This is a genomic window from Lentzea terrae (assembly GCF_003265345.1).
Taxonomy (GTDB): Bacteria; Actinomycetota; Actinomycetes; order Mycobacteriales; family Pseudonocardiaceae; genus Lentzea; species Lentzea terrae.
Genome location: NZ_QFWW01000002.1, coordinates 134,415 through 149,307 on the forward strand (window position 1 = coordinate 134,415; position 14,893 = coordinate 149,307).

Sequence of the window (14,893 nt, forward strand, 5' to 3'; positions counted from 1 at the left end):
CTACCTGGCCGCGTCGAGCACCGCCCGTTCGATTCGCCGCCGGTCCAGATCGGTGGCCGTGATGCTGAACGAGTCGACGACCGTCGCGCCCAACGTGGACACGCGCGCCCACTGCACGTCGACACCGCACTGCTCCAACGCGCCGGCCACCTTGTGCAGCAGCCCGATCCGGTCGGCCGCGCGCAGCTCCAGCACCACCGCGCCGGTCGCCTCGTCGTCGAACCACAGCACCTTCGCGGGCGGCGGGTCGAGCGGCGGGCCGCCGTAGTCGCGTTCCTTGGCGGCCAGCTTGTCCGCCAACGGCAGCGAGCCCTCGATCGCCCTGGACAGCTGTTCGCGCAACAGCTTCGCGTCCGGGAGCGAACCGAACCGCGGCGACACGGTGAACGTGTCCACCGTCGCGCCACCGTGCGAGCGCAACGTCGCCGCGTGGACCTCCAGCGAGTTCAACGCGAGCACGCCCGCCGCCTTGGACAGCATGCCCGGACGGTCCGGCGCGAGCACCGTCACGATCGCCGCGTGGTCCTGCTTCTCCAGCAGCACGTCCGGTTTCCCGGACGCCGCAACGCGTTCCGCCATGGCCACGTGCGCAGGGTCGAGCGGTTCCGGTTTGGGCAACGCCTCACCGGCCATGGCCTTGCGGCACCGCTTGACCAGGTCGGCCAGCAGCGCGGCCTTCCAGTCCGTCCACACACCCGGACCGGTGGCGAGGGAATCCGACTCCGCCAACGCGTACAGCAGTTCCAACAGGACCGCGTCGCCACCGAGCGTCTCCACGACCCGGTGCACGGTCGCCTCGTCCTCGACGTCACGCCGGGTCGCGGTGTGCGGCAACAGAAGATGGTGCCGGACCATCGCGGACAACGTCTCGACGTCCTGCGGCCACAACCCGATCCGCTCACCGATCTGGGTCGCCAGCGCGGCACCCACCTCGGAGTGGTCCTGCTGCCGTCCCTTGCCGATGTCGTGGATCAACGCGCCGAGCAGCAACAGGTCCGGCCGCGACACGGTGGTCACCAGCCGAGCCGCGTGCGCGACCGTCTGCACGAGATGCCGGTCGACCGTCCACATGTGCGCGGCGTCGCGCGGCGGAAGATCCCGGACCGCACCCCACTCGGGGAACAGCCGGCCCCACAAACCTGTGCGGTCCAACGCTTCCACGACGTCCACGAGCCCGCTGCCGCTGCCCAGCAACGCCAGCAGCTCCTCACGGGCCTCGCGCGGCCACGGCTGCCGCAGCTCCGGCGCCGAGTCCGCGAGCCGTGTCAACGTGCCGGACGCGATCGGGTGCTTCGACCGCGCCGCCGCCGTGGCCACGCGCAACAACAACGCGGGATCACGGCTGGGAATCGCGTCACGGGCAAGAGAAACCTCAGACCCGTGCAGCACAACGCCTTCGTCCAACGGTCTGCGCGGCGGTTGTCCGCGCAGGAACGCCCCGAGCCCCCGTTTCGGCGCGGCCGCCCGAGCCGCCCGCGTAGCCACGTCGAACGCGTAGACGACCGTGCGTGCGGCAGAAGAAAGCGAGCGCGCCAAGGCAAATCGGTCGGCCAGACCGAGAGCGGAGGCCACCTCGTCACCGTCCTGCGCCCGCAGCACGTCACGAGGCTTGCTCGCGACACGGCGAAGTTCGGTGCGCACGTCCAGAAGCAGCTTGCGGGCCTCACCGACGTCAGCGGACGGCCGGTCCACCAGCTGTGCCACCGACAGCGCGTCCAGGATCGTGAGGTCGCGCAGACCGCCACGTCCGTGCTTCAGATCGGGTTCGACCCGGTGCGCGATCTCGCCGCTGCGGGCCCAGCGCTTCTGCGACGACTCGGCGATCTCGTCCAGCCGGTTGCGCACGTTGCCGCGCCACGCCTGCCGCGCGCTCTCGGCGAGCTTGGCAGAGATCTCCTGGTCGCCGGCGATGTGCCGGATGTCCAGCAGTCCCAACGCCGTTCGCAGGTCACCGGCGGCGACCCGCAGGGCTTCCCCCACCGTGCGAACCGAGTGGTCGAGGCCGATGCCGGAGTTCCACAGCGGGTACCAGAGCTTCTCGGCGATCTCGTCGATGTTCTTGACCCCGGCGTGCACCAGCACGAGGTCCAGGTCGGAATAGGGCACCAGTTCGCGCCGCCCCAGCCCGCCCACCGCCACGAGCGCGATACCCGTTCCGGATATCCCCGCTCCCCCCGCGTGTTTGGTCAACCAGAACTCGTGCAGGTCCACGAGTGCTTCGCGCAGTGGTTCGGCGGCCAAGCGACGACGACCTGGCACGAGCAGCCGTTCGCGTGCTCGCACCAGGTCGTCAGCCGTGACGACGGCCGTTTCGTTGTTCTCCACGGACCGTCTCCCCAAGGTTATCTAGCGCTGTGACTGTCAGCCTTTGCCTCGTATTTCGACGGTCAGATGGGTGCATCGCGGTGTCGGCCCCCCGCCCTCGTACTGGTTGTACGGGGGCGGGGGGCCGGCGCCGCGAGGTGCCCCGCTGAGCGCCGGAAGACGCGGCGATGGTTGGCGGTCACAGCGCTACAGCGCATCCGATCCACGTTCGCCCGTGCGCACGCGCACTACGGTGTCGACCGGGGTGACCCAGACCTTGCCGTCACCGATCTTGCCGGTGCGCGCGGCCTCGACCACCGCTTCCAGGACCTTGTCGACCTGGTTGTCGTCGATGACGACCTCGATCTTGATCTTGGGCACGAAGTCGACCGAGTACTCGGCGCCGCGGTAGACCTCGGTGTGGCCCTTCTGGCGGCCGTAGCCCTGCACCTCGCTGACGGTCATGCCCAGCACCCCGAGCTGTTCCAGGGAGCTCTTCACGTCGTCGAGCGTGAACGGCTTGATGATCGCGGTGACCAGCTTCATGACTTCTTGCTCCCCTCGAGAACCGCGGTCGCACCCGCGGTCACGCTCGGCTTGCCGGTACCACGCGCACTGGTGAGGCTGCCGTACTCGTAGGCGCGCTCAGCGTGCTCAGCTTCGTCGATCGAAGCGACCTCCGCCTCCTCAGACGCACGGAACCCGACGGTGAGCTTCACCAGGTAACCGAGCAGCAGGCTCAGCACGAACGAGTAGCCGAGGACCGCGAAGGCACCGACGGCCTGGCGCCACAACTGGTCGACACCGCCGCCGTAGAAGAGGCCGTTGATCTTGGCCGGGGCCGCCTCGCTGGCGAACAGACCGATCAGGATCGTGCCGGAGAGACCACCGACGAGGTGCACGCCGACCACGTCGAGCGAGTCGTCGTAGCCGAAGCGGTACTTGAGCGACACGGCCAGGGCGCAGAGCACACCGGTGATCGCGCCGATCGCGATGGCGCCGACCGGGGTGACCGCGGAACAGGCGGGCGTGATGGCGACCAGACCGGCGATGACACCGGACGCGGCACCGAGCGTGGTGGCCTTGCCGTCGCGGATGCGCTCAGTCAGCAGCCAGCCGAGCATCGCGGCGCAGGTGGCGACGAGCGTGTTGATGAACGTGACACCGGCGGTGCCGTTCGCACCCAGGGCCGAACCGGCGTTGAAGCCGAACCAGCCGAACCACAGCAGACCGGCGCCGAGCACGACCAGCGGCAGGCTGTGCGGCTTCATGGGCTCCTTCGGCCAGCCGACGCGCTTGCCGAGCACGATCGCGAGAGCCAGACCAGCCGCACCGGCGTTGATGTGCACCGCGGTACCACCGGCGAAGTCGATCGCGAGGAGCTTGTTGGCGATCCAGCCACCGGGGTCGACGACGTTGCCGGCCGCGTCCTTGCCGTCGAAGTCGAACACCCAGTGCGCGACCGGGAAGTACACGACCGTGGCCCACAGGCCGGCGAACAGCAGCCACGGGCCGAACCGGGCGCGGTCCGCGATCGCACCGGAGATCAGCGCGACCGTGATGATCGCGAACATCGCCTGGAACGCCACGAACACCGTGCTCGGGATCTTGCCGGCCAGCGAGTCCGCGCCCAGCAGCCCGTCGAGACCGAAGAACTCGAACGGTTTGCCGAGCAGGCCCGCGCCGACGTCAGCGCCGAATGCCGTCGAGTACCCGAAGAGCACCCACAGGACACCGACAACGGCCATCGCGCCCAAGCTCATCATCATCATGTTGAGCACGCTCTTCGAACGGACCATGCCTCCGTAGAAGAAGGCAAGGCCCGGCGTCATCAGCAGCACCAAGGCGGCGCTGGTGAGCACCCAGGCGGTGTCCCCTGTATCCACTTCGACCTCCACTGCACGTCGGTTGCAGGGAGCATCGAGACGTCCTGTTTCACGCACTTACGTGGAACGTTTCGTGGAGGTGAACTGTCGACGTGGGCGTGTTACGTCCGCGTTTCGCGGGGTTCACGGTCACGATTCGGCCACCTCACGGCGCCGGTCTGGTTACCGAGGGCGCACGCGCTCCGACACGATGAAGGGAACCTTCCTCCACTTGTGGTGGAAGGTTCCCTTCATCGTTCAGAACGGGTCGGGTTTAGAACGGGCCGGCCGGAACCTTCGGCTTGGCCGACAGCACGCCCGCCTCAGCGGCAGGAGGCTCGACCGCGGCGCACTTGGTGCCGTTGCGCGGCAGCTTCAGCGACACCAGGTACTCGTTGTTGATCTTCAGGGTGCACTCGCTGCGGTCGTACACGCCGTGGCCCCAGCCTTCGTAGGTCACGAAGACGGTGGTGTCACGGGACTGCTTGTGCGCGTTGACGGCCCACTCGTAGACCGTCGCCGTGTCGTAGCGCGAGTTGGTGAGCAGGATCTTCGGTGCGTTCTTGATCTTCAGCGGACGCTGCGGGTTCGTGGCCTTCGGGAACCCGACGCAGCCCATCATGGCGCCGTGGCCGATCGACGAACCGCGAGAGTTCGGCGCGACGCGGTTCTCCATGGCGTTGAGCGCCTTGTACTCGCCGTACGAGCTGACGCGCAGGTTGTAGTCGTTGCAGAAGACACCCGCGAACGGGTTCTCGAACGTCTCACCCTCGGCGAACTTCGCGGCCACCGGCGCACCGGAGACGAGCGTCGCGACGTAGTCGGCGAACGGCTTGAAGGCCGGGCCGTAGCCCATGCCGACGATGTTCCCACCGAGGCGCTCGCCGGTGATGACGTTGCCGTTCTGGTCCTTCAGCTCACCGCGGTCGGCCTTGGCGAGCAGGTCCTTCCAGATCTTGCGCAGGTCCTTGCCGTAGAAGGGCGACGACGGCGTGCGGTCGCTCCACTTGACCCACTCGTTGAACATGTCCTCCGCGCCACGCGCCTCGGTCTCGAGGAACTTCCACGTGCCGAGGCTGTGGTCCATGTTGGAGTCGATGATCATGGCGCGGATGTTCTTGCCGTACCGCTCGGCGTAGTGCTGGCCCATGATCGTGCCGTAGGAGACACCGTAGTAGTTGATCTTCTTCTCACCCAGGGCACGACGGATCGCGTCGATGTCCTGAGCCACCTCCGCGGTCGAGGCGTGGTCGAAGATCGGGCCGGAGACCTTGCGGCAGTCCGCGCGCAGCTCCTTGTTGAACGCGACCAGCTGGTCGAACTCGGCCGCGTTCTTCGGGTACTCCGAAGGCTGCTTCTGCAGCACGTCACCCGAGCACTTGATCGGTTGGCTGCGCGCGACGCCACGCGGGTCGAACCCGATGACGTCGAACTTGTCGACGATCTCCTTGCTGAAGTAGCGGTCGGCGCCGAACGAGAAGTCGACGCCGGAGCCGCCGGGGCCACCGGGGTTGATGACCATCGAGCCGATTCTCGCGGCCGGGTCGTTCGCCTTGCGGCGGGACACGGCCAGCTTGAACTTCTCACCGTTCGGCTTGGCGTAGTCGATCGGCAGCTCGAGGAAGCCGCAGTCGATCGTCGGCACCTCCGCACACGGCTTCCAGTCGATCGCGCCGACCTCGTACTCCGGCTGCCCTTCCGGAGCCGCGAACGCGAGCGGTGACATGCCCAGTACCAATGCAGAACTCGCGAGCGCGACTCCGAAGGCGCGCGTCATCGGTTGCATGGATTTCCTCCCTAGATCCCAAGCACTGCGGGAGGGAACGCTTCCACCGATGGTGTGACGCAAACAACCAACCGAGGTTGGTAAAAGAATCAGCCTGTGGTCGTACAACCACTCTCAGCTAGTATTTTTGGCCCACATCACTCGTAGGTGTACTGGCGCATCACTCCTAAGAGTTGGCTCGACTGCCGCACACGTGGTGCCGTTGCGCGGCAGCTTCAGCGACACCAGGTACTCGTCGTTGATCTTCTTCGTGCAGTCGCTTCGGCGGTAGACGCCGTGGCCCCAGCCTTCGTAGGTGACGAAGACGGTGGCGTCACGGGCCTGACGGTGCACGTTGGACGCCCACTCGTAGCTCGTCGCCGGGTCGTACTTGGCGTTGGTCAGCAGGATCTTCGGCGCATTCTTGATCTTCAGCGGATGTGGGGGGTTCGTGGCCTTCGGGAGCCCGGCGCAGCCCGTCACGGCGAGGTTGGCGAACGGCGCGATGGGGGCGTTCGGCGCGAAGCGGTTCTCGACGTCGCTCAGGACCTGATACTCGGCGAAGGAGCCGAGCCGCAGGTTGTAGTCGTTGCAGACGAGGCCCTGGATCGGGTACTCGAACGTCTCACCCTCGGCGAACGCCTTGGCGGGCGCCGAGGTGCCCTGGACGAGCTTCACGACGAAGTCGGAGAACAGTTTCCACGCCGGGACGTGGCTGTAGTTCAGGAAACGGACACCGAGGATCTCAGGGAGGAGCACGGAGCCGGTCAGCGGGTCCTTCAGCTCGCCGCGGGCGGCCTTGGCGAGCAGGCCCTTCCAGATCCCCCGCAGGTCCTGACCGTGGAACGGCGAGGACGGCGTGCGGTCGTTCCACTTGATCCACTCGGTGAACACTTCCTCCCCGCCGCGCGCCTCGGTCTCGAGCAACTTCCAGGCGCCGAGGCTGCGGTCCATGTTGGAGTCGATGACCATGGCGCGGAGGTTGCGGCCGTACCGCTCCGCGTACTGCTGGCCCATGATCGTGCCGTACGAGACGCCGTAGTAGTTGATCTTCTTCTCGCCCAGTGCACGACGAATCGAATCGATGTCGTCCGCGGCGTCCCTCGACGAGGCGTGGTCGAAGATCGGGCCGGAGTGCTTGCGACAGTCCTCACCCAGCTGCCTGTTGTAGGCGACCAGCTGGTCGTACTCGGCCACGGTCTTCGGGCGGTTCGTGTGCGACCGCTGCACCGCCTCGACCGAGCACTTGATCGGCTGGCTGCGCGCGACACCACGCGGGTCGAACCCGATGACGTCGAACCTGTCCACGATCTCCTTGCTGAAGTACTGGTCTGCGGTGATCGCGAAGTCGACACCCGACGAGCCCGGTCCGCCGGGGTTGACGACCAGCGCACCGACCCGCTGGGACTGGTCGTTCGCCTTGCGGCGGGAGACGGCCAGCTGGAACTTCTCACCGTCCGGCCTGGCGTAGTCGATCGGCAGCGTCAAGAAGCCGCAGTCGACCGCCGGTGCCTCGGCGCACGGCTTCCAGTCGATCGCGCCGACCTGGTGCGCCGGAGCCGCGAACGCGAGCGGCGTCATGCCCAAGACCACTGTGGCACTCGCGAGCGCGGCCCCGAAGACGCGCGTCATCGGTCGCATGCATTTCCTCCCTGGATCCTGATCTTGCGGGAGGAAAACGCTTTCATCGACCGCGTTGCACCGGCAACCGACTGAGGTATGGCGAAAAATCCGACCGCGGTCGGACAACCGTTTTCAGCTACTGCTTTCAGCCCATGCCGACCGCAGGCGCGCTAGGCCGTCGCTCGTAGGAGTTCCGATCAGACGGAGCCTTGCCATCCCGCCGTCCGGGTAGATGTCCAGCCGCGCGTGTGTCACCTCTGGACTGTCCACGACGAACCGGTGTCGCGTGTCTGGCTGCAGCCGGGTGCGCGGCAGCACGTCGAACCACGCGTCGGGATCCTTGCGCTCGTCGCAGCCGCTGACCGACGCCCAGCCCGGCGCGTTGCCCTTGAAATGGCTCGTGTCGAGCTCGACCAACTGCACGACACCGGCTGCGGCGAGGCGGAGCGACACCCAGTCGTTGCCGTCGTCACGCCGGCGCGCGGTTTCCCAGCCCTCGCCCATGACCGTGGCCTGACCAGGTGCGATGAGGTTGTTGGGCGAGCTGTAGAACATGTTGCTGCAGCCCGTGACGACCGCGCCGTTCTCCAACGCGGCCAGGTCGATGCCCGGGATCAGGAGCCGTGGATCCGCGACCGGTTCGCCGTGCACGCGTAGCCGGGCGACGCCGCCGTCCGGGTCGATGGTGAGCCGTACGTGCGTGACGCGCCGTCCCTCGCGCACGTCGAAGTAGTGCTTGTCGTCGCCCTTCAGCGCCGACCGTTCGACCAGCGGGAACCACTCGGTGATCTCGTCGGCGGCCGGGTGGCCGTCGACCTGCGCGCCCTCGACCCAGCAGAACGGCGGGTAGTTGCCCTTGAAGAACGCCGTGTCAACGATGATCCCGCGCACGACGCCGGGCATGCCGAGCCGGATCACCGCCTGGTCGACACCGGCGTCACGACGGCGCCGGGTCTCCCAGCCGTCGTAGATCTGCCCTTTGTGGCCGAAGGTGTAGGTCTGGTAGACCGGCTCAGCTGGCTTGATCAGGTTCTCCCGCTCGGCGAACAGCTCGTCGTTCGCCCACACCACACCACCCCCGACCGCGCGCGAGGCGAGATCGGGCAGCCGGGTCCACTCCGTCATGCTTCTCCTCTACGTAGCAACCTGCCTTGCGTCTGGCCAACTTCCTTGCCACGCAACCACGTCTGGCGCACGACGCCGTGCAGTTCCCGACCGTGGTACGGCGTGACGGGGTTGCGGTGGTGCAGCGCGTTCTTGTCCACCACGAACGTCTGATCCGGCGCGAACACCACGAGGTCCGCGTCCCTGCCGACCTCGATGGCGCCCTTGGTCTCCAGCCCGACCTGGCGGGCCGGGTGCGTCGCCATCCAGCGGACGACGTCTGTGAGGTGGAAGCCGCGTTGCCGCGCCCCCGTCCACACCGCGGGCAGGCCGAGCTGCAGCGACGCGATGCCGCCCCACGCCGTGGCGAAGTCGCCTTCCTTCAGCTCGACCGTGCTCGGCGAGTGGTCGCTCACGACGAGGTCGATCACGCCGTCGCGCAGGCCCTGCCAGAGCGCCTCGCGGTTGGCCTCCTCGCGGATCGGCGGGCAGCACTTGAACTCCGTCTGCCCGTCGTGGATCTCCTCCGCCGTGAACGTGAGGTAATGCGGGCAGGTCTCTGCGGTCACCGGCAGCCGGTCGCGGTGCGCCCCTTCGAGGATGTGCAACGCGTCCGACGACGAGAGGTGCAGGATGTGCGTCCGTGCGCCGGTCTTGCGGGTCAGCTCCACGACGTCGGTGATCGCCTTGTTCTCGGCCTCGCGCGGCCTCGACGCCAGGAATCCGGCGTAGTCGGGCTCCGAATCGCGCACTGTGTGCGCGTCCTCGGCGTGCACGATCGTCAACGCGTCGAGCGTCGCCAACTCTCGTAGCGCGACTTCGAGCTCGGCGGTGGTGACGGCCGGGAACTCGTCCACGCCCGAGTGCAGCAGGAAGCACTTGAAGCCGAAGACGCCGGCCTCGTGCAGCGGCTTCAGGTCGGCCAGGTTGCCGGGGACGATGCCGCCCCAGAACCCGACGTCCACCGACACGTTCGCGGCGGCCTTGCGCTTGATCTCCAGCGCGGCCAGCTCCACGGTCGGCGGGATGCTGTTCAACGGCATGTCGATGATCGTCGTGACGCCACCGGCCGCGGCCGCGCGCGTGGCGGTCTCGAAGCCCTCCCACTCGGTGCGGCCGGGATCGTTGACGTGCACGTGGGTGTCGACCAGACCGGGTAGCAGCACCTCGTCGTCGGCGAGGTGCACGACGTTCGGCGAGTCGATGTGCGGCTCGACAGCGACGATCCTGCCGTCGACCACACCGACGTCGCACGCGATCTCGCCCTGGGGGGTGATGACCCTGCGGGCGCGGAAGACCAGGTCCATGCCGCTCACTCTGACACCCAGTGGCGGGCGATGCGACCGCCGAGCTCGGTGAGGAGCGACTCAGCCTGGGCCATGCACCTCGTGATGTCCGGTTCGACGTCCAACAGCGCGTAGACGGCCTTCAGTCCCAGGTCGCCTGGCTCGACCGAGCACTGGCCGGCCACGGCGACCACCGGCACGTCACCCGAGGCCTTGACCACGCCGAACGGCGCCTTGCCGTGCCGCGTCTGGGCGTCCAGCGACCCTTCTCCGGTGATCACCAACGACGCGTCCGCGACCGCCTCGGCGAACCCGGCCAGCTCCAGCACCACCTCGATGCCCGGCCGGAACCGCGCGCCGAGCACCGCGAGCGCGGCGAACCCGATACCGCCTGCCGCACCTGCTCCTGGCCGTCCAGCATGGTCCAGCCCGATCCGCTGGGCGAACGCCTCGAGCCGGACTTCGAGGATCTCGACCTGATCGGGTGAGGCGCCCTTCTGCGGCCCGTAGACCGCCGCAGCGCCAGTGGGCCCGAGTAGCGGGTTGTCCACGTCCGAGGCCAGCACCAGGTCGATGCCGTCGAACGACGCCTTGCCCAGCGCCTCCAGCATCCCCGCGCCGCCGTCCGTGCACGCGCTGCCGCCCAGCCCGAGCACGATGGTGGTGCAGCCGACGTCGAGCGCGGCTTTCAGCAGCTCACCGACGCCGTGACTGGTCGCGTCGAGCGGCGCCGGCTCGTCGAGCAACGTGAGCCCGGCCGCCGACGCCACCTCGACCACGGCGGTCGTGCCGCGGACCGCGAAGGACGCTGGCACCGGCTTGCCGACCGGGCCGGTGACCCAGCGCCCCACCTTCACGAACCCGGCGGCGACGGCGGCGTCGACGGTGCCGTCGCCGCCGTCCGCCACCGGGAGGAGGCGCACGGCCACGTCCGGGACCGCCTCCCGCAGGCCGCGCGCGACTGCGGCGGCGACCTGCGGGGCGGTGAGCGATCCCTTGAACTTGTCCGGCGCTACGACGATCACGGGATGGGCTCGTATTCCCGCATGGCCGCGATGGACGTGCCGTTCGCGGTGTTGCCCTCGCGCTCGATCATGATCTCGACGAGCACCGGCCGTTGCGTGCGATCGGCTTCCTTGCGCGCCCACTCTAGCGAGCTGCGGATCTCGCCCGGATCAGCCACCCGGATGCCCGAGCACCCGTAGGCCTCCATGATCTTGACGTTGTCCGAGCCCGTGGTGTCGTAGTGGATGTCGACCTCGTACTTCATGTCGTAGCCACCGTGGTCCTCCGCCATCCGGATCAGGCCGAGGTACTCGTTGTTCAGCATGATCAGCACGAACGGCACGTCGTACTGGGCACCGACCGCGAGCTCCTCCACCAGGAACTGGAAGGAGTAGTCGCCGACGATGCCGACGACCTCGGCATCCGGTCGCGCCTTCTTGACCCCGATGGCCGCCGGGATCTCCCAGCCGAGCGGGCCGGCCTGACCGCAGACCTGGTAGTGCCGCGGCTGGTGCGCCTTCTGGTGCTGGCCGGACCAGATCTGGTAGAGCCCGATCGCCGTGACGAAGTAGGTGTCCGGGCCGTAGAACTCGTTGATCTCCTTGAACACCCGCGGCGCCTTGACCGGCACGGTGTCGAAGTCCTCGCGCCGCAACAGGGTCCGCTTGAGCTCCTGGCAGCGGTCGACCCACCCGCCGGCCGCCCGCGGGCCGTGCTGCTTCGCCTTTGCCAGCAGGGCCTGCAGGAACAGCTTGGTGTCCGCGACGATCCCGAGGTCAGGCCCGAAGACCTTGCCGATCTGCGTGGGCTCGACGTCGACGTGGATGAACTTGCGGTCGCCGCGATAGGTGGCGAGGTCGCCGGTGTGCCGGTCGCCGAACCGTGCGCCCAGAGCCAGCACCAGGTCCGACTCGAGGAACGACGCGTTGCCGTAGCGCTGTGACGTCTGGATGCCGGTCATGCCCGCGTAGAGCGGGTGGTCCTCGTCGATCGCGCCCTTGCCCATCAACGTGGCCTGGATCGGGACCTGCAGGAACTCGGCCAGGTCCAGCAGTTCGGCGGACGCCTCGCCGAGGATGACACCGCCACCGGCGAGCAGCAGTGGCCGTTCGGCGGCCAGCAGCATCTCCAGCGCGCGTTCGACGCGTGCGTCACTCGGAGCGCTTTTCGGCACCGGCAACGGCTCGTCGATCGAGGAGTCCCACTCGATCTCCTGCTTCTGCACGTCGATCGGCAGGTCGATCAGCACCGGGCCCGGCCGACCGGAGCGGGCGATCCGGAACGCCTCGCGGAAGATCCACGGCATCTGCGCGGCTTCCTTGACCTGCACCGCCCACTTCGTGACGGGCGCGGCGATCGAGACGATGTCGACGGCCTGGAACGCCTCCTGGTGCAGCTTCGACACGGCGGCCTGGCCGGTGATGCAGAGGATCGGCACGGAGTCGGCCTGCGCGGTGTACAGGCCGGTGATCATGTTCGTGCCGGCCGGACCGGACGTGCCGATCGCAACGCCGACGTTGCCGGTCGTGCGCGACCAGCCGTCGGCCATGTGCGTGGCGCCTTCTTCGTGGCGCACGATGAGGTGCTCGATGGAGCCGTCCTGCTCCATCGCCTTGTACAGCGGCAGGATCGCGGCACCGGGACAGCCGAACACGGTGTCGATGCCCTCGGACTTCAGGACCTCGACGACCGCCTGCATGACGGGGATCTTCGGCATGTGTCAGGCCCTTCCCGCGAAGTTCTCGATGACCTTGAGCAGCGCGGAGTGGTCGAGCGACCCGTAACCCTGCGCGCGTGCCGCCGCGACCAGTGCGGCGATCTGGTTGGTGACCGGCAGCGCGACGTCGGCGGCGCGTGCCGCGTCCAGTGCGATGCCCATGTCCTTGTGGTGCAGGTCGATCCGGAAGCCGGGCTGGAACTCGCGCGCGATCATGGTTTCGCGTTTCAAGTCCAAGATCCGGTTCGCCGCGAGACCGCCCGCGAGCACGTCGAGGCCCGCCTTCGGGTCGACGCCGGACGCCTCCAGCAGCACGATCGCCTCGGCGACCAGGGCGTAGATGCCGCCGACCATCAGCTGGTTCGCGGCCTTCACGACCTGGCCCGCGCCGTGCGGTCCGACGTGGACGATCGTCTTGCCGACGATCTCCAGGAACGGCCGTGCCGCGGCGAAGTCGGCCTCGTTGCCGCCGACCATGATGCTGAGAGACGCCTGGACCGCGCCGGTCTGGCCGCCGCTGACGGGCGCGTCGAGCACCCGGACGTTGGTGAGCTTGCGCGCGATCTCGATCGACGTGGACGGGCGGATCGTGCTCATGTCGATCAGCAGCGTGCCGTCGTCGAAGGTGACCTCGTTGATGACGGCCTCGACCTGCGGGTGGTTCGGCAGCATCGTGATGACGACCTCGGCGCCGCTCACGGCCTCCTGGGCGGTCGCGGCGGCCTTGCCACCGTCCGCGATCAGCTTTTCCAGGGAGGCGGAGCTGAGGTCGAAGCCCGTCACGTCGTGCCCGGCGGCTACGAGGTGGGCCGCCATCGGCGAGCCCATGATGCCGAGTCCGATGAAAGCAACAGTGGATCCCTTTGGGCGGGTCATGCGTGGTCCCTCCAAGCGAAGGAGTGGGTGACGGGCTTGTACTCGGCGCCGACGAAGCCCGTGTAGCCGTTGGCGCGGAGCTTGGCGAGGTGCCCGAAGAGGTCGAGCTCACCGGTGCCGGGCTCACCGCGTCCGGGAGCGTCGGCGATCTGCACGTGACCGATGCGGTCGACGTGGTCGGCGAGGGTGTCGAGGTCGTCGCCGTTCGTGGCGAGGTGGTAGAGGTCGGCGAGCAGCTTCACGTTGCCGCGGTCGATCTCGTCGATGACGTCGAACGCCTGTTGGGCGGTCTTGATCGGGTACTCGGGCGCGCCGCTGAGCGGTTCGACGACGATCTGCGCGCCTGCTTCGGCGGCGACGTCGGCGGCGAAGCGGTAGTTCGAGATGGTCTGCGCGGTGGTCTCGAAGTTGCCGTGCAGGGCGTTGAGCGTGCGGCAGCCGAGCCGGGCCGCGATGGCGACGGTGACCTCGACGTTCGTCCGGAACTCCGATTCCCGGCCCGGCCAGCTCGCCAGTCCGCGGTCACCGGCCGGCATGTCGCCCGCGAAGAAGTTGAGGCCGACCAGGCGCACGCCGGCGTCCTCGATGGCGCTCTCGAACGCCTCGATCTCGCGCGTCTCGGGTACGGCGTCCGCGAACGGCCACCAGATCTCGACCGCGTCGAACCCGGCGGCCCGTGCTGCTGCCGGCCGGTCCAGCAACGGCAGCTCGGTGAACAACATCGAGAGGTTTACGTCGTACATAGGTGGCGGGTCCTTCCACATTGCGGAAGTTGAATTTCGCTCTACGGAGACACTAGACATCTCACTTGGCTGCGGTCAAGAATGTGGAAGTTAGTTTCCGCGATACAGAAACTTGGAGAGCCGTGGACAGCTTCAACAGCGCCCCGGAGGACGAACTGCGGCCTCTGCTCACCGAGTGCCTCGCGGTACCCCGCTGGGTCGACGCGATAGCGGCGGGCAGGCCGTACGCGTCGATGGATGCACTCCTCGCAGCTTCTTCCGTTGCTGCACAAGGACTTTCCGACGAGGAGGTGCTCGGCGCCATCGCCGGGCACCCGCGCATCGGCGAACGACAGAAGACAGGTGGGGTGTCGGCGAGGTGGTCGCGGTCCGAACAGTCCGGTGTGGACAGCAGCCAGGCTGATCGCCTGGCGGCTGCGAACGCCGCGTACGAGGATCGGTTCGGGCACATCTACCTGGTGTGCGCGACCGGCCTGAGCGGTGCGGAGATGCTCGACAACCTGTCCGCGCGGATGGACAACCCGCCGGATGTGGAGCTCCGCGTCGTCAACGACGAACTCGCGAAGATCGCCGCCTTGCGGCTGCAGAAGCTGATCGGGAGCTGA

Annotated in this window: 12 protein-coding genes; 1 reads left to right on the forward strand and 11 read right to left on the reverse strand. The window is 68.0% G+C overall.

All coding sequences use genetic code 11. The features are described 5' to 3' along the window. The 11 genes from DI276_RS03860 to DI276_RS03910 all read right to left on the reverse strand — a co-directional run bounded on the left by DI276_RS03860 (position 1) and on the right by DI276_RS03910 (position 14,288). On the reverse strand, positions 1-2,325 hold the full coding sequence (locus DI276_RS03860; protein WP_112261882.1) for a [protein-PII] uridylyltransferase: 2,325 nt from the start codon (positions 2,323-2,325) through the stop codon (positions 1-3). A 186-nt stretch (positions 2,326-2,511) separates the two neighbouring features. Then, the gene (locus tag DI276_RS03865) at positions 2,512-2,850 is read right to left on the reverse strand and encodes a P-II family nitrogen regulator (RefSeq protein WP_045310575.1); all 339 of its coding nucleotides are present in this window, start codon (positions 2,848-2,850) and stop codon (positions 2,512-2,514) included. Further along, positions 2,847-4,190 carry an ammonium transporter gene (locus tag DI276_RS03870; RefSeq protein WP_112262196.1) on the reverse strand — a complete coding sequence of 448 codons (1,344 nt, stop codon included), beginning with the start codon at positions 4,188-4,190 and terminating at the stop codon, positions 2,847-2,849. The genes DI276_RS03865 and DI276_RS03870 overlap by 4 nt, the downstream gene beginning before the upstream one ends. A 253-nt stretch (positions 4,191-4,443) precedes the next feature. Then, a complete protein-coding gene (locus DI276_RS03875) occupies positions 4,444-5,955 on the reverse strand; it encodes an alpha/beta fold hydrolase (RefSeq protein ID WP_112261883.1) in 1,512 nt (503 codons plus the stop codon). A gap of 114 nt (positions 5,956-6,069) precedes the next feature. Next, complete coding sequence (locus DI276_RS03880; RefSeq protein WP_112261884.1) at positions 6,070-7,575, reverse strand: alpha/beta hydrolase; 1,506 nt, start codon at positions 7,573-7,575, stop codon at positions 6,070-6,072. 114 nt (positions 7,576-7,689) lie between these two features. Then, positions 7,690-8,682: an allantoicase gene (gene alc / locus DI276_RS03885; RefSeq protein WP_112261885.1), complete on the reverse strand. Its 993-nt coding sequence runs from the start codon at positions 8,680-8,682 to the stop codon at positions 7,690-7,692. Further along, positions 8,679-9,968 (reverse strand): allantoinase AllB, encoded by a 1,290-nt coding sequence (gene allB / locus DI276_RS03890; RefSeq protein ID WP_112261886.1) that lies wholly within the window; start codon positions 9,966-9,968, stop codon positions 8,679-8,681. The genes alc and allB overlap by 4 nt, the downstream gene beginning before the upstream one ends. 5 nt (positions 9,969-9,973) lie before the next feature. Continuing rightward, positions 9,974-10,972, reverse strand: a complete 999-nt coding sequence (locus DI276_RS03895) for a glycerate kinase family protein (protein ID WP_198680447.1) — start codon at positions 10,970-10,972, stop codon at positions 9,974-9,976. Further along, entirely contained in the window at positions 10,969-12,651 is a 1,683-nt protein-coding gene (gcl, locus tag DI276_RS03900) for a glyoxylate carboligase (protein WP_456298519.1), read from the reverse strand. Before gcl ends, DI276_RS03895 begins: the two co-directional genes overlap by 4 nt. Positions 12,652-12,672: 21 nt before the next feature. Beyond that, positions 12,673-13,545 (reverse strand): NAD(P)-dependent oxidoreductase, encoded by an 873-nt coding sequence (locus DI276_RS03905; RefSeq protein ID WP_112261888.1) that lies wholly within the window; start codon positions 13,543-13,545, stop codon positions 12,673-12,675. Next, entirely contained in the window at positions 13,542-14,288 is a 747-nt protein-coding gene (locus tag DI276_RS03910; protein ID WP_232836434.1) for a hydroxypyruvate isomerase family protein, read from the reverse strand. The genes DI276_RS03905 and DI276_RS03910 overlap by 4 nt, the downstream gene beginning before the upstream one ends. A gap of 83 nt (positions 14,289-14,371) precedes the next feature. Between DI276_RS03910 and uraD the strand changes: the two genes are divergently transcribed. Continuing rightward, positions 14,372-14,893, forward strand: coding sequence for a 2-oxo-4-hydroxy-4-carboxy-5-ureidoimidazoline decarboxylase (gene uraD, locus DI276_RS03915; RefSeq protein WP_269814225.1), 522 nt, complete (start codon positions 14,372-14,374; stop codon positions 14,891-14,893).